Genomic DNA, 20300 nt, shown 5'->3' on the forward strand with positions numbered 1-20300 from the left:
CCGGAAGGTATCGTGGACGACCTATGACCAGTATCGACCATGTCCTGCAACACGCCTGGCCGGCCAGCGCCCTGGGCGCGTGGTCTGCGGCGTGGATCGCCGGCCGCTGCTCCCCCGACGACGTCGTCGACACCCTCGCCGGGGCAGCCGATCTGCACATCCTCGACGATCGGACGGACACACCGGGTACGACCCCGGCCGGTGTTCTGGGAATGCTCTCCCTGCTCCGCGACGCCGGGCGCCTCTCGGTCCGACTACCCGGCGCCGGTGACCCGCAGGGCCTGCCCCCTGACGAGGCCACCACCGCGGCCCTTGCCGCCGGCGAGGTCCTACTGATCGACGACGGCCCAGCGACGCCGCTGGCACTGATCCCGACCGAACACGACGGATCGTGCCGATGGCGGGCGATGCGCTACCGATCCGAAGTGCCCAGTGGGTCCGGCGGCCTCGCCGGGGACATCGAATACGAACTGCGGCAGGCGATCTCGACGACAGCCGAGATGATCGCGAAGATGGGTGGCCGGACGGCGACGATGCCCGCCGACCTCCGCGGAACACTGCGCGCGCAGACCCACCGCCACCTCGTCGAGGTGCCTCCGCACGACGACGTGCGCGCGACGCGCATGATCGAGACCGCCGCGCAGGTGGAGTCGATCGCGATTCTCGCCGGTGAGGCCGGGGCCGGATTCGGGGCGACCGCCGCACAGTGGTCCTCCGGTGATGGGGAGCTTCGTCGGCTGGTCGGACTCGCGCATGCCGCGCGCGCCGCCGCAGTGAACCGGATCATCACCGAATTCCTCGGCACCACATGGTGATCGGCGTTCGCCGACGATACTGATCCCCGGTGAGGGTGATCGCCTGGCGTCAGCGGCGGGTCGGTCGGGCCACCGGGACACAGCAGCGGTCCCGGCAGATCGCCCCGTTGTCCCCGCACCCCATCGGCCGCTCGGCCGCCGGGGTGGTCGCGACACCGGCAAGGCTGTCGGCGACGAGGTCGGCGATCAGGGCCACGAAACGTGCGTCGGTACCGACCGTGTCGGCGCGGACGTAATCCATTCCCAGACGCCGCGCGGTGTCGGCCGCCTCGTTGTCGAGATCCCAGATCACCTCGAGATGATCGGAGATGAATCCCACCGGGTAGACGATGACCTGCGTGACGCCCTGCTCGGCCAGGGCTTCGAGATGGTCGCAGATGTCGGGGTCCAGCCAGGGCACCTGGGGCGGCCCGGACCGCGACTGCCACACCTGGTCGTGGTCGTCGAAACCCGCTGCCCGCGCGACCATCTCGGCCGCGCGAGCCACCTGACGTGAATAGAGGTGGCCGCCATCGGCGGCCGGCCCGGAGTTCGCGTCGGCGGCGCTGGGCACCGAGTGTGCCGTGCACACCAGACGCGGTGGGCGAGCTGCGGCCGGGAGGAGGCCCGCCGCACGCGTGATCGCGTCGCGACCGGCCGCCACCATGGCCGGATGGTCCCAATACTGTGGGAGTTTGCGCAGCAGCACGGGATCCGACGAGGCCGCCGCCGGCCGGCGCAGTGTCAGCTCGGTCACCGCATGCTCGATGTCCTCGTGGTATTGCCGGCAACCGGAATAGCCACCCCAGGCCGACGTCGGGAACACCAGAATCCGCCGATGACCCGCGTCGTACATCTCGGTGACGGTGTCGGCGATCATCGGATGCCAGTTGCGGTTACCGAAGAAGACCGGCAGGCCCTCGTGCCCCCGACGGTCCAGTTCGCCGCGCAACGCCTCGATCATGTCGAGATTGAGCCGGTTGATCGGCGAGACCCCACCGAAGTGCAGGTAATGCTGCGCGACTTCCTCGAGACGTTCCCTGGGCACACCGCGCCCCCGGGTGACGTTCTCCAGGAACGGGATCACGTCGTCGGGCCCGTCGGGCCCACCGAAGGACAGGAACAGTACGGAATCGAACGGCCGGCGCTCACCGGTCGGATCGAGGTCCCCGCGTTCGACCGCGACGGTCACCGACACACGCTCACTTGATGAAGTCCGCCGGGAACCAGGTGTTGTGGCTCGCGCCGCCGTCGACGTAGACGATCGATCCAGTGGTGCCCGGCAGGTAGTCGGAGAGCAGTGTGCACACACTGGTCCCCACCACGCCCGGGTCGTTGGCGTCCCAGCCGATCGGCGACGCACCGTTCCAGTACTCGTTGAGCATGTTCAGCTTCTTCGCGTCATCCGTCGCCGTACCCGAAATCGCCTTGGCGGCAAGCGTTTTGATGGGTCCGGCCGCAACAAGGTTGGACCGGATCCGCTTGGCGTAGCCGACCTCGCGCGCGACGTAACGATTCACCGACTCCAGCGCGGCCTTGGCCACCCCCATCCAGTTGTAGTCGGGCATGGCGGTTCGCGGATCGAAGTCCATGCCGACGATCGAGCCGCGCTCGTTCATCACCGGCAACACCGCGCGCGCGAGCGAGGCGTAGCTCCACGCCGAGATCTCGAAGGCCTTGGACACATCGGGGCCCGGGCCGTCGAGGAACGGCACGGCGTCGGGGCCCATCAGGGTCTTGGGGGCGAACGCGATCGAGTGCACCACTCCGTCGACGCCCTCGGGCGCCAGTTCGCCGACCTTGTCGGCCAGCGCGGCGAGCGACTCCTCGTCGGTGACGTCGAGCGGGATCGCCGCCGGCACCTCCTGCGGTAGCCGCTTGGCGATGCGGTCGATCAGCCGCAACCGCTCCGGGATCCCGGTGATGATGACCTTCGCGCCCTGTTCCTGGGCGACCTTGGCGGTGTGGAAGGCGATGGAGGCATCGGTGATGATGCCGGTGACGAGGACGGTCTTGCCGTCCAGGATTCCGCTCACGGCGAGAACTCCTCTGCTGTGCGGGGTCGGGGTAATGGGGAAAATCGATGGTGGGAGAACGGATCTGGAGGTTCTAGTGGCCCATTCCGAGGCCGCCGTCGACGTTGATCACGTTGCCGGTGACATACGACGAGTCGTCGGAGGCCAGGAACGACACCACCGCGGCGACCTCCTCGGGCTGTCCCATCCGTTTGGCCGGGATCGCCTGGTCCACCGCGGTCTTGGTGTACTCCTCGGGCAGCGCTCGGGTCATGTCGGTGTCGATGAGCCCGGGAGCGACCACGTTCGCCGTGATGTTGCGGCCACCGAGTTCGCGGGTGACCGACCGTGCGAGGCCGATCACGCCGGCCTTCGACGAGGCGTAGTTGGCCTGGCCGGGGGTACCCATCAGACCGACGACCGAGCCGAGATAGATGAACCGTCCCCACCGTTTGCGCAGCATGTCGCGGGTGGCCGCCTTGGTCACCCGGAAGGCGCCGGTCAGGTTGGCGTTGATGACCTTCTCGAAGCTCTCGACACTCATTCGCATGAGCAGCGTGTCCTCGTTGATGCCGGCATTGGAGACGACCACCTCGACGGGACCCTGATGGTCGGCGACCTCCTTGAACGCCCGATCCACCGAGTCGGTGTCGGTGACATCGCACACCACCCCGAACAACCCGTCGGGCACCCCGGATCCGCGATGGGTCACCGCGACCTTGTGCCCGTCGGCGAGGAGTCGCTTGGCGACGGCCAGACCGATTCCACGGTTGCCGCCGGTGACCAGTACCGATCGTGAGACCCGACCGGCGTCGGTCGTTTCGTTGCTATCAGCCATGCGCCAAACCTATCGGTTGGATCGGTGACACTTGCTGCCAGGTCGGCCCTGGGCGCGCACGCACACACCGACAGCTCCGGTGCACCGGCTACGGCAGGCGCTGGTTGATGACCAGCGAGCCGATGACCGCGACGATCGCGAGGATCGTGCCGGAGAGGATCCAGGGACGCGAGTTGTCGCCCTTGCGGATCTCGTAGCCGATGTCCTGCTGCAGCGACTCGTAGACCTTGTTGAGCTCATCGAGACTCGACGCGGTGAAGAACCGGCCGCCGGAGAGGTTGGCGATCTGACGCAGGGTGTCGTCGTCGACGGGCACCGGTACCTGATCTCCGTCGAGATCCACGGTGCCGGTCGCGGTACCGAAGGAAATCGTCGACACCGGGATGTTCTCCTCCTTGGCCTTGCGGGCCGCGGTGAAGGCGCCGCGCGGGTCGTCGGGGTCGTCGGGCACCGTCTGCTTGCCGTCGGAGAGCAACACGATGCGCGCCGGCGGCGCACCGGAGTCGCCGCCGAGGACGGCATTGAGCGTCTGGATCTGCTGGATGGCGGCGAAGATACCCTCGCCGGTGGCCGTCTTGTCGGCCAGTTGCAGCTTGTCGACGGCGGCCTTGGTCGCGCCGTGATCCGGTGTGGGCGTGACGAGACTGGACGCCGTCCCGGCGAACGAGATCAGGCCCAGGTTGATACCGTCGGTGAGGTCGTCGGCGAACTTCTTCGCCGCGGCCTGCGCCGCCTTGAGTCGGGTCGGCGCGACGTCGGTCGACTCCATCGAGCGAGAGACGTCCATGACCAGGATGACGGTGGCCTTGTTGCGCGGCACCTTGCGATCGGCCTGCGGACCCGCCGCGGCGACGACGAGCAGGAGCAACGCGACGATCAGCAACGCGATCGGGGCGTGCCGAGCCCACCGCGTCCATCGGCCGTCGGGCGTGGTGACCCGGTCGAGGACCTCGGTGTTGGCGAACTGCAGGGTTCGCCTGCGACGAGCCCGCAGAACATAGACGTAGCAGGCCACGACGCCGGCGACGAGCAGGGCGAGCAACAGCCACCAGGGGTTGGAGAACACTCCGCGATCACCCGACCCCGGCCGCGAGGCCGCGGCGGCGCCGGCCGACGAATTTCACGACATCGGTGAGCCAGTCCCGGTCGGTCCGCAACGACAACACCGGGCCACCGCAGCTGCGGATGGTGCGCCGAACCTTGTCCTCGTGGGCGTGTGCCGCGACCGAGAAGTCATGGCGCAGACGGTCGGTGATGGTCACCTCACGCACCTCACCGGATTCGGCGTCGGCCAACCGAACCTCACCGATCGGCGCCAATTCCATATCGCGCGGATCGAGCACCTCGACGGCGAGCAATTCGTGATGGGCCGCGATGGCGCGCAGGGATCGCTCCCAGGTGATCGGTCCGAGGAAGTCGCTGATCACCACCGCCAGGCCGCGGCGTTGCTGTGGCCGACGGAGCGCTTCGATGCCGGCATCGAGGTCTCCCCGAACGCCGGGCGCGCCACGGGTGGTGGTGGCAATCGTCTTCAGCACGTGTTGGGCGTGGACTCGTCCGGCCCGCGCCGGGATGCGGACCACCTGGTCGCCGGTCACCACGATCGCCCCGTGCCGGTTGCCGCCACCGGAGGTCAGGTGAACGATCGCAGCCGCCGCCGCGACCGCGAGATCGCGTTTGGTGCAGTTGACGGTGCCGAAATCCAGACTCGCCGAGGCGTCGACCACGAGCCAGGTCTCGAGCTCGCGGTCGGCGATCATCTGACGGACGTGCGGCTGGGTGGTGCGTGCGGTCACCGACCACTCCATGCGCCGGATGTCGTCGCCGGGCTGATAGGGGCGGGCCTCCCCAGGCTCGGAGCCGGGCCCGGGGATGAGGCCGAGGTGCTCGCCCTGCAGCACGCCGTCGAGTTTGCGCCGCACGGTGAGCTCGAGCATCTTCAGCGCCGCGGTGAGCTGCGGCTCCTCGAGCAATCCCGCACCGAGCGACGGCAGATCGCTATTGGCCGCCATAGTGCGCGGTCGCCTGGTTGGGTGCGTGCTGACCCGGCTGGGCGGTGACCTGCTGGCCGGCGCTCGGCGGCGCCCCGATCGGAGGTGCCGGCGGGTTGGGGTGGTCCTGACCCGGCTGCTGGGGTCCCGGCTGCTGGTTGGAGGGCTGCGGCTGGTTCGAGGGGTACGGGGCGGCCATCGGTTGTGCACCGACCTGCGGCAGGCCGACGGTCTGCAGGATGCGGGTGATCACCGTATCCGCGGTGACCTCGTCGGCCATCGCGTCATAGCTGAGCACCAGACGGTGCCGCAGCACGTCCGGGATGATCTCGACGATGTCCTGCGGGATGACGTAGTCGCGCCCGCGCACCAGCGCGAGTGCCCGGGCCGCGGCGACGATACCGAGGGTCGCACGCGGCGAGGCACCGTAGGACAGCCAGCTCGCGGCATCGGTCAATCCGAGTTCGGCCGGGCGCCGCGTGGCGTTGATGACGCGCACGACGTAGTCGACCAGCGCGTGGTGCACGAAGACGTTGGCGGCGGTCCGCTGCAGACGGATGGTTGCCGCGGGGTCGAGGATCTGCGACGCCTCGGGGGCGACATTGCCCATCCGATAAACGATCTCGCGTTCTTCCTCGACCGATGGATAGTCGACGAGCACCTTGAACAGGAATCGGTCCCGCTGCGCCTCGGGCAGGGGGTAGACGCCCTCGTTCTCGATCGGGTTCTGGGTGGCCATCACCAGGAACGGATCCGGCATCGGATAGGTCGTTCCGCCGATCGAGACGTGACGTTCGGCCATCACCTCGAGCAGCGCCGACTGGACCTTGGCGGGCGCGCGGTTGATCTCGTCGGCGAGTAGGAAGTTCGCGACCACGGGACCGAGCTCGGTGTCGAACTCCTCGCGTCCCTGCCGGTAGATGCGTGTGCCGATGAGGTCGGTCGGGACGAGGTCGGGGGTGAACTGCACACGGGAGAAACTGCCGCCGATCACCTTGGCGAAGGTCTCGACCGCGAGTGTCTTGGCCACACCGGGAACACCCTCGAGCAGGATGTGGCCGCGGGCGAGCAGGCCGACGAGAATGCGCTCGACGAGCTGGTCCTGACCGACGATGACCCGCTTGACCTCGTAGATCGCCCGTTCCACGAGCTTGACGTCGGCGTCACTCAGTTCGAAGCCCGCCGCGCCGGCCCCCTGCGCCGTCGACTCGACTGTGGGATGTGAGGTCAACCCTTGCTCCTGTCGTTGCTGATCCGGCGACGGACGTACCCCCGCTCTCGTCGTTGTCAGCCTAGCGGCGCCGACTGAGAACATGCCACGAAGGGCGCGGGTGCCGAGGACGCCGGTAGGTCGGATGAACGAGCGTGGCGCCCGCCGACCACCGGGTCAGAGGAGGCGGACGACGTTGGGCATCGCGCCGTCGGTACGCACCGGCGACACCTTCACCACGTCGCCCGACTGCGGTGCCTCGACCATCTTTCCGTCGCCGAGGTAGAGGGCGACGTGCTCGCTGGCGTTGGGGCCGTAGAAGATCATGTCGCCGCGCTGCATCTGCGCGAGCGGGAACTGGGGCCCCGACGTGTACTGATACCCGGTGTAGTGCGGCAGCTCGATTCCGACGCCGGCGAAGGCGTAGACCATCAGACCCGAGCAGTCGAACCCGATCTTGTTGTAGTCGCCGTAGCTGTCGGCGACGCCGCCGTCGCGGATGCCCTGGGTCGGACCGTTGGCGTCACCACCGCCCCACGCATAGGGCACGTTCAGCTGCGACAGTGCGCGGTTCACGACGATCTCGACGGCCTGCGGGCCACGCAGACCCGGGCGGACCACTCCGCCCCCACCGCCGGAGCTGCCGAACAGTTGACCGAGGCTGCCCGAACCCAGGCGCGAGCTCAGGGTGTCGCCGCCGTCGCTGCCGAGCCCCGCTCCGCCGAGGCCGAGTTCGTCGAGCAGTTCCGAATGCGGCACCTGCTGCTGGCCCACCAGCCCCGAAAGCACCTTCTGCGTCACGTCGAGGGCCAGTCGCGCCGCGGCCTCCGCGGCGACCTGCATGGCGTCGTTGTCGCCGGCCGCCTGGTTGGGAGTGACGGTGACCGGGCCGGGTTGCGCCTGACCGGGCAGATCGCGGAACAGGCCGGTCAGCAGATCCGCGGGCGCCGGGGCGTCGACCTGGGTCGGGCGCGCCGTGCCGCGCAGTTTGTCGAGTTGGGTCTGGACCGCGTTGCGCTGTTGGACCAGGGTGGCCCGTTTGCGTTGTTGGTCGGCGATCGCTCCGCGAGCCGCCGACACCGCGGCGACGGCGTCGTCCCGTCGGGTCTGGGCGCTCTGCGCCGCGTAGGCGGTCTGGCGCTTCGTCGCCTGGAGTGCCGCCACCTGGTTGGCCTGCTGATTGCGCGCCACCTGCAGGCGCCGGATGGTCTGCTGCTGGTCACGCCCGAGTTGATTGATGACGGTGACGCGGTCGAGCACCTTCTGCGGGTCCGACGACGAGAGGTACTCGGTCAACGTGCCCTCGTTACCGCCGGTGCGATAGACCGAGCGGACGAATTGGTCGAACTCACGCTGGGCGGCCTCGGTGGCCCGGGTCGCGCGGCCCAGTGACTGCTGGGCGTCGTCGGCGGCCACGGCCGCGAGCCGCTGCGCGGCGACGGCGTTCTGGTAGTCGACGACAGCGTGGTTGGCCGCCTCCTGTCGGGCGGCGACCGCGCTGTCGAGGTCGCTGAGATTCTGGTTGACCTGGGCGATCTGATTGATCAGCGCCGACACCGGGGAACTCGAGGTCGTCGGGGCGGCCCCCGCCGGCCCCATCACGGCGACCACCCCGACGGTCGCCGCGACGAGCGACGTCGCCAACGACACCCATCGGCGCGCCGCCCTGCGGCCCACTCCTGTGGTCCCTCGCCTCACTGGCACTCCCTCGCCGTCTGTCAGCGGATGTGGTCATCCGTGGCACGAACAGCGCTTGCAACCCCCGTACGGCGCACGGCGCCGACGATGCAACACGCATCACATATGACGCATTGATGGACATCTACACCACACGTGACATTGGAACCGTACGTCACATTTGCCACAGGAGAAAACGGGTAGAACGAATTACAAAGACGTGATTACCTGCGTCGATGCTGTGAACTGCTCAAAGTCCGACAGGTTGCGTTGGTATCGAATTGGCAACGGACACCGTCGCCGCGGCGTCAGCCCATCAGGTGACATCGGGGCTGCACCGCGGGACGCCACCATGAACGCGCCGAGACAGGTCGGCGACGGTGAGAACGACCTCCGAGACGGCCCTGGGAGTGCGACCTAGGAGCGATTTGTCGAGCCGGGCGCGGCAACGCCGGCCGGGTCCTTGTCGTCCGCGCCCGTCTCCGAGCCTGCCGTGCCGCGAGCGGGATCGGCTGCCGACGTCAGCGGGTCGCGGTCCCGGCGGCGCAGACTCCGGATGCGGCCGACGATCGCCCCGACGACAACCACGGCGATCAGCACGATCGTGACCAGCGTCCAGTCGACCCCGGGCTTGGTGATCGCGTCGACCATCTGCTGTGCGGCCTGCGGAGGGTTGGACAGCGTCAGATTGTCGGTGGCGTCCTCGAGATTGACCCGGCTGAATTCCGGCGAGGCGCTGCCCACCGAATTGGGGCCGAAGACCAGGACCGTCCCGCCGACGTGTTGTTGCAGTTCGGTGGCGATGTCGCGATACATCGTGAACGTGGGCATCTGCTGCTTGAGTACCACCAGGTTGATGTCATGACCATCGGCCTGGGCATGCGCCACGACCTGCTTGAGGGCGCCGATCTGCGCGGGGTCCTCGCTGTAGACATGATCGTCACGGAGGTCGGCGGCGATCGCGGTCAGGTCGACGCCACCGGGGGCGGTGGTGGCGGTGACGCCCTGGGTGTCGTAGTACGAGGCGGGCGCCGCGAGGACGGTCCGGGCGGGCGCGGCGAGTATCTGGGTGCCATCGGTGGCCGGACCAGGATTCATCGTCTCCGCTTCCTCGAACAGGGCCGGCGCACCGGTCAGGGTGGCCACCACGTTTCGCGATCATTAAATGTGAGGCGGTCGGTGGATGCTCACCGAACCCCGATCAGAACGGTACGACAGAATAAAGAAGTCGTGAGCATCCGGGGGGCCGCGTCGCACGCGCCGGGCATGGTCCTTGTTAGCAGTACGCCCGTACTGTTAGACTGGATTACGTCACCGCGGAAACCCCGCGGTCGCTGGATGAAACGTCGCTGGATGAAGCATCGAGCACGACCCCGACGCAGCCCGTCGGGTGGATGGTCAGAGTCGACGAGCCGGTCAGTTCGCCGATGAAGTACGCAGCCGTCCCGGAGACCGTCGCCCGGGACGGCACGCACACGCCGGCGCAGCCCGCCGGCCAGAGGAGAGTGGATTACACGTGAGTATCAATTCGTTCGGCGCGCGCGGCACCCTCGAGGTGGGCGACAACTCCTACGAGATCTACCGGCTCGGCGCGGTCGAGGGCACCGACAAGCTTCCCTACGCTCTCAAGGTCCTCGCCGAGAACCTGCTGCGCACCGAGGACGGCGCGAACATCACCACCGAGCACATCAACGCGATCGCCAACTGGGATCCCTCGGCGGAGCCGAGCATCGAGATCCAGTTCACCCCGGCGCGTGTGATCATGCAGGACTTCACCGGCGTCCCGTGCGTGGTCGACCTGGCGACCATGCGTGACGCCGTCAAGGAACTCGGCGGCGACCCCGACAAGGTCAACCCGCTCGCACCGGCCGAGATGGTCATCGACCATTCCGTCATCATCGAGGCCTTCGGCAACGCCCAGGCCTTCGAGCGCAACGTGGAGATCGAGTACCAGCGCAACGAGGAGCGCTACAAGTTCCTGCGCTGGGGCCAGGGCGCATTCGACGACTTCCGCGTCGTGCCGCCGGGCACCGGCATCGTGCACCAGGTCAACATCGAGCACCTCGCCCGGTCGGTCATGGTGCGCGACGGGGTCGCCTACCCCGACACCTGCATCGGCACCGACTCGCACACCACCATGGAGAACGGCCTCGGCGTCCTCGGCTGGGGCGTCGGCGGTATCGAGGCCGAGGCCGCGATGCTCGGCCAGCCGGTCTCGATGCTCATCCCCCGTGTCGTCGGATTCAAACTCACCGGTGCCGCCAAGCCCGGGGTCACCGCCACCGACGTGGTGCTGACCATCACCGACATGCTGCGCAAGCACGGCGTGGTCGGCAAGTTCGTGGAGTTCTACGGCAACGGCGTCGCCGAGGTACCGCTGGCCAACCGCGCCACCATCGGCAACATGAGCCCCGAATTCGGTTCGACCTGCGCGATCTTCCCGATCGACGGCGAGACCATCAACTACCTCAAGCTCACCGGCCGGTCCGCGGAGACCCTCGCCCTCGTCGAGGCGTATGCCAAGGAACAGGGCATGTGGCTGGAGAAGGACGCGCCGGAGGCCCAGTACTCGGAGTACATGGAGCTCGACCTGTCGACCGTCGTCCCGTCGATCGCGGGCCCCAAGCGCCCGCAGGACCGTATCGAGCTGTGGGACGCCAAGAACGCCTTCCGCAAAGACATCCACAACTACGTCGAAGAGGGCAACACCCCGCAGCTCAACGGCGTCGACGAGGCCAACGAGGAGAGCTTCCCCGCCTCGGACTCGCCGTCGACCTCCCCGGAGGCGGCCAAGCTGTCGTTCTCCGACGAGCCCGCCCACAACGCTTCCAAGGGCGCCGAGGGACGTCCGTCGAAGCCGGTGACGGTGGAGTCGGCCGAGCGCGGAACCATGATCCTCGACCACGGCATCGTCACCATCGCCTCGATCACCAGCTGCACCAACACCTCCAACCCGTCGGTGATGCTCGGAGCGGGTCTGCTCGCGAAGAAGGCCGTCGACAAGGGACTGACCTCCAAGCCGTGGGTCAAGACCTCCATGGCCCCCGGGTCGCAGGTCGTGACCGGGTACTACGACAAGGCGGGACTGTGGCCGTACCTGGAGAAGCTCGGCTTCTTCCTCGTCGGCTACGGCTGCACCACCTGCATCGGCAACTCGGGTCCGCTGCCCGAGGAGATCTCCAAGGCGATCAACGACAACGACCTCACCGCAACCGCGGTGCTCTCGGGCAACCGCAACTTCGAGGGCCGTATCAACCCCGACGTCAAGATGAACTATCTGGCGTCGCCGCCGCTGGTCATCGCCTACGCGCTGGCCGGGACGATGGACTTCGATTTCGAGTCCGATCCGCTGGGCCAGGACCAGGACGGCAATGACGTCTTCCTCGCCGACATCTGGCCGACCAACGAGGAGATCGCCGAGACCATCGCGAGTTCCATCTCGGCCGAGCAGTACGCCGAGGACTACGCCGATGTGTTCAAGGGTGACGAGCGCTGGCAGAACCTACCGACCCCGGACGGCAAGACCTTCGAGTGGGACGACGAGTCGACCTACGTGCGCAAGCCTCCCTACTTCGAGGGCATGACCCCCGAGCCGGAGCCCGTCGCCGACATCAAGGGCGCGCGCGTGCTGGCCAAGCTGGGTGATTCGGTCACCACCGACCACATCTCCCCCGCCTCGACGATCAAGCCGGGCACCCCAGCCGCGCAGTATCTCGACGAGCACGGCGTGGCACGCAAGGACTACAACTCGCTGGGCGCCCGTCGCGGCAACCACGAGGTGATGATCCGCTCGACGTTCGGCAACATCCGCCTGGCCAACCAGCTCGTGGACGTCACCGGCGGCTACACCCGCGATTTCACCCAGGAGGGTGGACCGCAGTCGTTCATCTACGACGCCGCCCAGAACTACGCGGCACAGAACACGCCGCTGGTGGTCCTCGGCGGTAAGGAGTACGGCACCGGCAGCTCGCGTGACTGGGCGGCCAAGGGTACCCGTCTGCTGGGCGTCAAGGCGGTCATCACCGAAAGTTTCGAGCGCATCCACCGCTCGAATCTGATCGGTATGGGCGTGATCCCGCTGCAGTTCCCCGAGGGCGAGTCGCACAAGTCGCTCGGGCTCGACGGCACCGAGACCTTCGACATCACCGGCATCGAGGCACTGAACTCGGGCGACACCCCGGAGACCGTGCATGTGACGGCCACCAAGGAGGACGGCACGGCGATCGAATTCGACGCCAAGGTGCGCATCGACACCCCCGGTGAGGCGGACTACTACCGCAACGGAGGCATCCTGCAGTACGTGCTGCGGAACATGATCAAGGGCTGAGGCACCCGCTCGAGAACGAGGAGCAACTCAAGTGCCCAAGGTCAGCGATGACCGACTTGCCGCGCGTCGTCGGGAGATTCTCGACGGCGCGCGGCATTGTTTCGCCGAGTACGGATACGACGGCGCCACCGTCAAGCGCATCGAGGAATCGACGGGCCTGTCCCGCGGTGCGATCTTCCATCACTTCCGTGACAAGGAAGCACTGTTCCTGGCACTGGCGTCCGAGGACGCCGAGCGAATGGCCGATGTGGCCGCCGAGCAGGGCCTCGTGCAGGTGATGCGCGATGTGCTGGCGCGTCCGCAGGATTTCGACTGGCTCGGAACACGGCTCGAGATCGCCCGAAAGTTACGGACGGACAAGAGCTTTCGTGATGCCTGGATGTCACACTCGGCGGATGTGGAGAAGGCCACGCTTGCCCGGCTCGAACGCGGGCGGGCCTCGGGCCGTCTTCGTGACGACGTGCCCGCCGAGGTGCTGGTGAAGTACCTCGACCTCGTGCTGGACGGGCTCATCACCCGGCTGGCGACCGGTCAGCCCACCGATGACCTCCACGACGTCCTCGACCTCGTCGAGGAGTCGGTCCGCGTGTCGCGGGGCGCCACCTCCGGCCCCGCCGGCAACGCGATGTGAAGTAGATCACCCACGGTCGACAAAGGTTTGCCTGTCCTAATTTTCTCGCTATCTTCACAGGATGCGTTCAGATTCTTCTTCGGCTGCGATCAGCCGCCGTTCCTTGCTGCGCGGTGCCGGGGCCGGCGCGCTCGGCGCCGCCGTGCTCGGCCCCGCGGGTCTCGGTGCCCCGTCGGGGACACCGGCATCGGCCGCGCCCGTAGCACCCGCTTCCGGCGCCACCGCGATCGTCATCGGAAGCGGTTTCGGCGGTGCGGTGGCCGCATTGCGCCTGGGTCAGGCCGGGATCACGACCACCGTGTTCGAGCGCGGTCGGCGCTGGCCGATCCGGCCCGACGGCAACACCTTCGCGACCTTCGACCGGCCCGATCGCCGGGCCGCCTGGTTCGACGACACCGCCGGAATCTCGAGCGTCGGCCGGGTACCCACCCAGCGGTATCCCGGTGTGCTCGACACCATCCGTGGCAACGGCATCGAATCGGTGCACGGCGCAGGCGTCGGCGGCGGCTCCCTGGTGTTCGGGGCGTTCACCCTGCAGCCCGACAAGGCCGATTTCGAGACCGTGTTCCCGGGCGGCACGGGCTACGACGAGCTCGCCGCCGAGTACTACCCGCGCGCCCGGAAGATGCTGAACACCTCGGGCCTGCCCGACGACATCCTCGCCCACCCGAACTACGTGGGCGCGCGTTCCTGGTTGAGAATCCTCGAACGCTACGGAATCGCACCGCAATTCGTGGAGTACGCCATCGACTGGGATCGGGTGCGTGCCGAACTCGCCGGACGCGCTAAACCCGGCGTCTCGATCGGCGACCTGTCCTACGGCGTCAACAGCGGCGCCAAGAACTCTGTCGATCACAACTATCTTCCCGCCGCCGAGCGGACCGGATTCGTGACGATCAAACCCATGCACGAGGTCTTCGAGATCCGGGAACGCTCACGGCGGCCCGGCTATATCGTGCGGGCCCGGCTGATCGACGACGCGCGGCGCACCGTCCGCATCGTCACCGCCGAAGCCGACCATCTCTTCATGGCCGCGGGCTCCTACCACACCACCTCACTGTTGGTCCGGGCCCGCGCACAGGGCACGCTCCCCCGGCTGTCGCCGAAGATCGGCAACGGTTTCGGCGGCAACGGCGACTTCCTCATCGTGCGCACCGCGCTCCGTGACCAGCACGGACCGATCCAGGGCGGTCCCGGCTATGCCCGCATCCGTGAGGACCGGCTGCCCGGTGGACCGGCCACGATGATCTATCAGGCCAGCCCCTTCCCCGCGCCCGCGGGCTCGTTGGCGACCACACACCTGATCCAGGTGCACACCGATGAGCGCGGCACCATCGACTACGACCACGCCACCGGCGCGACGCAGCTGAACTACCCGTACCCCGAGGGTTCCAGTGTCCTGGACCGCCGCGCGATCGCCTTCGCCCGGCACTTCCATCAGCGGACCGAGACGCGGTTCGGCCACCCGGCCAACGGCATCCCGATCTACGACCGGCTCTCCGGATTCGGTTCCGGCGCAACGTTCCACGGGCTCGGCGGAGTCGTCGTCGGGCAGGCCGCCGACGCCGACGGCGCAATCCGCGGCTACGACAACCTCTACGTCGTCGACGGCTCGTTCGCCCCGGGCGCGGTGGGATTGGTCAATCCGTCGTTGACCATCACCGCACTCGCCGAACGCACCATGGACCGCTTCCTGAGCACTCGCTGACACCGTGACCAGTCGATGTCGGGGCCGCAGGGTCGCCGACCACATCGTCGAGCGCATGGACGCCGAAGGGATCACCTCGATCTTCGGTGTGCACGGCGCGAACATCGAGGAGCTCTTCGACGCAGCCGTCCGCGCCGGCCGGACTCCTCCGGTGATCGCCAAACACGAGTTCGCTGCGGCGGCGATGGCCGATGGCGTCGCCCGGATCTTCGCGCGTCCCGCGGCGGTGTTCGCCACCTCCGGTGGCGGCGCACTCAATGTGGTTGCGGCGCTGGCCGAATCGTACGACAGTCGGGTGCCCGTCCTCGCCGTGATCGGCGCGCCGGCCACCTCGACCGTCGGACGCGGAGCTTTCCAGGACATGCTCGATCCCCCCGACACCATCGATCTGCGGGCCACGTTGTCCGGCGTCGCCGGAAGTGTCGGTGTCGTCGTGCGGGCCACCGAGATCGACGCCGTGCTCGACGAGGCCACGCAGACACTGCGGCGATCGCTGCCCGCGGTGATCGTGGTTCCGAAAGACGTTGCCGCCGAGCACCACCCCGACGGTGGCCCGCCGCCGCGTCGACCGGTGGAAACACCGGCTGTTCCCGACCTCACCGCGACGATCGATCGCCTGGTGGCCGATCGCGGTCGGGTGTGCATCTGGGTCGGGGACGAGGCCTCGCGTGCCGGTCTGTCGGCTCCGGTCCACACGCTCGCCGACCTGCTGGGCGCCTCGGTGGTCGTCGCCCCGGGCGGACGGGACATCGCGAGACCCGGATGTGCCGGTGTGACCGGGGTGATGGGCCATCCGTCCGCGTTGCGAGCGATCGCCGACGCGCGCACCTGCCTGGTGCTCGGCTGCCGGCTGACCCTGACCGACCGTGCCGGCCTCGACGAGCTCCTTGCCACCCGCACGGTCGTCCACCTCGGCGCCCATGCCCCGAGACTTCCCGGCACCGAGCACATCCCGTGCGGGCGTCTCGCCGAGGGCGTGTCCGACCTCGTCGAGCAGCTACGCCGTCGAATCGGTACCCGGCACGGTCCGGCCGACACTCGATTCGATCGGCGGGCCGTGGAGTTCCTCCCCGCCCTCGACCCCGGCTCTGAGCTGCCGCGGATGAGTGCGGTCGTCGATGCCGTCGGCAGGCATCTGCCCGATGACGCAGTCGTCTTCGCCGATGCCGGAAACATCGGAGCGGCTGCGGTGCACCATCTTCCGTTCGGGCGCGGGCGATTCGCGATCGCCCTCGGTATGGGCGGCATGGGTCATGCGATCGCGGCGGGCGTCGGGGTGGCAATCGCCGGCGCCGACGATGTCGGGAGTGCCCCACGCACGGTCGTCATCACCGGCGACGGATCATTCCTGATGCACGGCATGGAGATCCACACCGCAATCGAACACCGGGCACCGGTGACCTTGATCGTCGCGAACAACAATGCACACGGCATGTGCGTCACCCGGGAGCGGATCTTCTTCCCGGATACGCCGGGGCTCAACACCTTCGGTCCCACCGACATCGCCGCCGGGCTCGCGGCGATGTTTCCCGACCTGCCGGTCCGGCGGGTCACCGATCCGCGCGACCTCGACGCCACCACCCGTGACGTGCTCACCCGGCCCGGGCCCGCGTGCCTCGTCGTCGACACCGATCCCGACGAGATCCCGCCGTTTCATCCACTACGCAGAGGATTTCGATGACCACCGATCCCACGGGCGCTCTCTCCGATCTCGATCCCGCCGAACCGCTGCCCGGCGTCATCCGGGTCGAGACGCATTCGCGTGCGCAGAGCACCCCGATGCTCGTCGACCGGGTGCGGTCGGTGTATCCGCACGATCAGATCTACGGCGAGTTCTGCACCGTGCACGGTTACGTCGATGCACCGCCGCGAGAGCTGTTCGAGTGGCTCTCCGACACCCGGTCTCTGGAGGAATGGACCTACAGCACAAGGGATCTGCGCCGGACCGAGGCCGCCGAGCTGTGGGTGGGTACCGACCGGCTCAACACCGACACCGCGATCTATGTCCGCACCGTCGCCGACCCGGGAGCGATGACCGTCGACTACCACTGCGCCTGGGACCAACCCGATCACCTCTGGATGATCTATCTGATGCGGGTCGTCGACGCCCAACTCGTGCTGAACCGGCCGGGATCAGTCGTGCTGTGGACCAATTGCCGGCATCCGTTCTACGACCGCAATCCCTTCCCCGACACCGTCCCGGCCGGTCGTGAGGAGTGGGTCGGCGATCTGTGGGACATGTTCGCCGCCGGCCATCAGGTCGAACTCGACAACCTGACCGCCATCGCCGAACACCGCCATCGCATCGGCCTGCCGCTGACCCCGGACTGGATGACATCATGATCGCCGCAAACGGCCCCGGCGGACTGTGCCTGGGCGACATCGCCACCTATCGACCCGAGAACCGGGTACCGGCAGCCTATTTCGCGCAGTTCGCGCAGGACGACGAGCTCGCCGACAACGTCATGTTCCGCGCACCCGCCCACCGCCATCATGCCGGCGCCGACGAGTCCAACGCCGACATGATGATGGCCGCGGCGCAACGACTCATCGCCCGTCACGGCGCCGGCCATCTCGACGACGTCGACATCGTGGTGACCCACAGCCAACTGCCGGAGGTCCCGGTGCGCGGATGCGCGGGCGAACTGGCCCACCGTCTGGGTCTGCGCCCCACCACGGTCCTCGATGTGCACAACGGTGGTTGCGCCGCCTTCCTGCACATGATCGAGGTCGGCGGAGCGCTGCTGCGTGCCCGCGGCGGCGGCACGGCGCTGCTCGCCCTGGCCCAGAACAGTGCCGGACAGATCTTCACCCAGGAGCAGGTGCGCGCCAAGGCACAGGCCGCGATCCCCGGCGACGGCGCGGCGGTCGCGACCCTGATGCTCGGCGACGGCCCCAATCCGGTGCTGACCACGCTGTGCCGCTCGCACGGTGAGTATTCGGCGGATATGACCGCGGTGTCCGAGCCGGCCCGCAAGTACTGGGAATCGGGACCCGGGCAGATCCACGTCGGCTTCACCGAGTCCAAGATCGCCAAGGTGCTCACCCGCGGCAATCGGCTCGTCCCCGAGGTGGCGATCGATGCCGCCACGGCCATCGACGTCCGACCCCGCGATCTCGACTGGTTGATCACCAACCAACCCAACCGCATCTTCTTACGCAATTGGCGTGAGGCACTGGAACTTCCGGCCGAGCGGCATCCCGACACCTTCGACGAGTGCGGCAACCTCTTCGCCGTGGGCATCCCGATGACACTCGACGCACTGATCAATAGCGACCGCCTGCGCGACTCGGATGTCATCATGATGGCGGCCTTCGCGCACGCCGGCGATTTCGCCGCCGCGGCCGCCGTACGGTGGTCGGGCCGCTCGTGATCCGCTGCGATCTCAACGAGTCACACCTGCCGCCACCGCCCTCGGTGGTGGCGGCGATCGCCGCGGCGTCCGAGACCGTCCATCGCTACCCCGAATTCGGTGCCGACACCACACGCCGCGCGATCGCCGCGCACATCGGACTCGAGCCCACTCAGGTGAGCGTCGGGCCGGGCGCGACCGCCGTGGTCCACGCCATCCTCGCCGATGCGGTGCAGCGCGCCCGCATGCGCGGGATCTCCTCACCGGAGATCCTCACGCCCGCACCGACTTTCGACGGATTCGCACTCCTGGCCGGCATGATCGGTGTCGGCCTGCACACCACGCCGCTGCACGCCGACGGTCGACCGGATCCGGAGGCGCTGAGCACCGCGATCGGACCCGACACGGCGGCGGTGATCGTGTGCTCACCGCACAATCCGACCGGACGGACCGTCGACGCGGAGGCCTTGTCCGATCTGTTCGCCCGCATTCCGCCGTCGACCCGGGTGGTGCTCGATCAGGCGTACGTGGAGTACTGCTCGTCGCCACCCGACGTGCTCGACCTGATCTCGCGTTTCCCGGGGCTCGTGGTGGTGCGGACGTTCTCCAAGGCCTACGGTCTGGCCGGGCTGCGTGCGGGTTACGCATTCGGCGGGCGAGAGACGATGGCGGGGATCCTCAGCCGCGAGTTGCCGTTCGCGGTGAGCACCACCGCCGCCGTCGCGGTGTCGGCGGTACTCGCCGCCGACGCTGAGATCCGCGACCGGGTCCGCACCGTGCGCGCCGAACGCACCCGGGTGGCCGCGCGACTCGAGCAACTGGGCTACCCCACGCCGGCCGGTGAGGCCAACTTCATCTACGTCCCCGGCCCCGACGGACTCGCCCTCGACCACCTGCTGACCCGATCGGGTATTCAGGGCAAGGTCTGTGGCACACATGGTTTCCGGCTCACGGTGGGCGACCCCACGGCCGGCGACGCCATCGAGGCAGCACTGCGTCGCAGCGTCGCCTGATCCTCGCCGCCCGTGCGGGAGTCACCGGTCGTGTGACAACGCGGTCGACGCTGTTCGTCCCCGGGCGGGCCGCGCGACGAGGAGCCCGCCGAGGACCCCGTACCCGAGCACCATCTGCGCACCGCCGAGAACGGAACCGACGAACCCCAACGCCGACAACGGGATTCCCCACACCAGCCAGCTCTGAGCGAACAGCGTCTGCCACCGCAGAACGCCACGCCAACGGCCGGCGATCGCGACTCGAATGCCGATGATCAGCATGCCGAGCATCGACAACGGCCAGCACATGTCGAACACCGTCCAGACGGGCGATCCCTGGATGAGCCAGAACGCGTCGAGCGTGGTCGAGACCATCGCTCCGGTGAGTACGACGGCCTGCGCGGTGTATCCGATACGCGCCACCCGCGCGGTGCCACCCTTACCGGTCATCGCCCGATCGCGGTACTGCACTCGCAGCAACCCCAGCAGCGAGACCTGGAACAGCATCGCCGCGATCCCGGTGAGAACCGAGGCGACACCGAATCCGTCCACGCCGTCGAGGCACAGGAGTGCGGCTCCCCAGCTCATCGCGCCGATCACGAGGGCCGACCCGACCATCCGCACCCCACCGATCGGCGGCGGCGCGGGCTCGTCAGCGGGAGTGTCGGTTCTCCGACGGGCGGGGTCGGCGCCCGTCGACTCCTCGGATGGTGAGTTCTCGATGGTCATGGCTGTGTCCTCGGCGGATCGGGGCTCTCCGGATG

General features: G+C 68.2%; 17 protein-coding genes. 8 read left to right on the plus strand and 9 right to left on the minus strand.

What is annotated here, in order from left to right; all coding sequences use genetic code 11:
• The first annotated feature begins 23 nt into the window (after positions 1-23).
• Positions 24-815, plus strand: coding sequence for an Rv1486c family protein (locus tag QNM97_RS11370; RefSeq protein ID WP_283822813.1), 792 nt, complete (start codon positions 24-26; stop codon positions 813-815).
• A gap of 49 nt (positions 816-864) precedes the next feature.
• Here the strand turns inward: QNM97_RS11370 and QNM97_RS11375 are convergent, their stop codons facing one another.
• From QNM97_RS11375 to QNM97_RS11410, 8 genes are all read right to left on the minus strand, one after another.
• Positions 865-1992 carry a ferrochelatase gene (locus QNM97_RS11375; protein ID WP_283822814.1) on the minus strand — a complete coding sequence of 376 codons (1128 nt, stop codon included), beginning with the start codon at positions 1990-1992 and terminating at the stop codon, positions 865-867.
• 4 nt (positions 1993-1996) lie between these two features.
• Entirely contained in the window at positions 1997-2830 is an 834-nt protein-coding gene (gene inhA, locus QNM97_RS11380) for an NADH-dependent enoyl-ACP reductase InhA (protein WP_283822815.1), read from the minus strand.
• A 73-nt stretch (positions 2831-2903) separates the two neighbouring features.
• Positions 2904-3647, minus strand: coding sequence for a 3-oxoacyl-ACP reductase FabG1 (gene fabG1 / locus QNM97_RS11385; protein WP_208791178.1), 744 nt, complete (start codon positions 3645-3647; stop codon positions 2904-2906).
• Positions 3648-3735: 88 nt separating this feature from the next.
• Complete coding sequence (locus tag QNM97_RS11390; RefSeq protein WP_208791177.1) at positions 3736-4713, minus strand: VWA domain-containing protein; 978 nt, start codon at positions 4711-4713, stop codon at positions 3736-3738.
• Positions 4714-4720: 7 nt separating this feature from the next.
• Positions 4721-5659: a DUF58 domain-containing protein gene (locus QNM97_RS11395; RefSeq protein WP_283822816.1), complete on the minus strand. Its 939-nt coding sequence runs from the start codon at positions 5657-5659 to the stop codon at positions 4721-4723.
• Complete coding sequence (locus tag QNM97_RS11400; protein ID WP_283822817.1) at positions 5646-6869, minus strand: AAA family ATPase; 1224 nt, start codon at positions 6867-6869, stop codon at positions 5646-5648. The genes QNM97_RS11395 and QNM97_RS11400 overlap by 14 nt, the downstream gene beginning before the upstream one ends.
• Positions 6870-7025: 156 nt before the next feature.
• Positions 7026-8546 (minus strand): NlpC/P60 family protein, encoded by a 1521-nt coding sequence (locus QNM97_RS11405; protein WP_283822818.1) that lies wholly within the window; start codon positions 8544-8546, stop codon positions 7026-7028.
• A 396-nt stretch (positions 8547-8942) separates the two neighbouring features.
• A complete protein-coding gene (locus tag QNM97_RS11410) occupies positions 8943-9623 on the minus strand; it encodes an Rv1476 family membrane protein (protein ID WP_502875054.1) in 681 nt (226 codons plus the stop codon).
• A gap of 418 nt (positions 9624-10041) precedes the next feature.
• Here QNM97_RS11410 and QNM97_RS11415 point away from each other — a divergent pair, with 418 nt between their 5' ends.
• The 7 genes from QNM97_RS11415 (at position 10042) to QNM97_RS11445 (ending at position 19557) form a co-directional block, all read left to right on the plus strand.
• Entirely contained in the window at positions 10042-12852 is a 2811-nt protein-coding gene (locus QNM97_RS11415; protein WP_208791173.1) for an aconitate hydratase, read from the plus strand.
• A 31-nt stretch (positions 12853-12883) separates the two neighbouring features.
• Positions 12884-13483, plus strand: a complete 600-nt coding sequence (locus QNM97_RS11420) for a TetR/AcrR family transcriptional regulator (RefSeq protein WP_208791172.1) — start codon at positions 12884-12886, stop codon at positions 13481-13483.
• A 61-nt stretch (positions 13484-13544) separates the two neighbouring features.
• On the plus strand, positions 13545-15191 hold the full coding sequence (locus QNM97_RS11425; protein WP_283822820.1) for a GMC oxidoreductase: 1647 nt from the start codon (positions 13545-13547) through the stop codon (positions 15189-15191).
• Positions 15192-15195: 4 nt separating this feature from the next.
• A complete protein-coding gene (locus QNM97_RS11430) occupies positions 15196-16872 on the plus strand; it encodes a thiamine pyrophosphate-binding protein (RefSeq protein WP_283822821.1) in 1677 nt (558 codons plus the stop codon).
• The gene (locus QNM97_RS11435; RefSeq protein ID WP_283822822.1) at positions 16869-17534 is read left to right on the plus strand and encodes an SRPBCC family protein; all 666 of its coding nucleotides are present in this window, start codon (positions 16869-16871) and stop codon (positions 17532-17534) included. Before QNM97_RS11430 ends, QNM97_RS11435 begins: the two co-directional genes overlap by 4 nt.
• A complete protein-coding gene (locus QNM97_RS11440; RefSeq protein WP_283822823.1) occupies positions 17531-18565 on the plus strand; it encodes a 3-oxoacyl-ACP synthase III family protein in 1035 nt (344 codons plus the stop codon). Before QNM97_RS11435 ends, QNM97_RS11440 begins: the two co-directional genes overlap by 4 nt.
• Positions 18562-19557 (plus strand): pyridoxal phosphate-dependent aminotransferase, encoded by a 996-nt coding sequence (locus QNM97_RS11445; protein ID WP_283822824.1) that lies wholly within the window; start codon positions 18562-18564, stop codon positions 19555-19557. Before QNM97_RS11440 ends, QNM97_RS11445 begins: the two co-directional genes overlap by 4 nt.
• A 21-nt stretch (positions 19558-19578) precedes the next feature.
• On the opposite strand, the gene QNM97_RS11450 is transcribed toward QNM97_RS11445, so the two are convergent.
• Complete coding sequence (locus tag QNM97_RS11450) at positions 19579-20265, minus strand: hypothetical protein (RefSeq protein WP_283822825.1); 687 nt, start codon at positions 20263-20265, stop codon at positions 19579-19581.
• Positions 20266-20300: the final 35 nt, after the last annotated feature.

It is taken from the genome of Gordonia sp. L191 (genome assembly GCF_030077625.1).
Taxonomy (GTDB): domain Bacteria; phylum Actinomycetota; class Actinomycetes; order Mycobacteriales; family Mycobacteriaceae; genus Gordonia; species Gordonia polyisoprenivorans_A.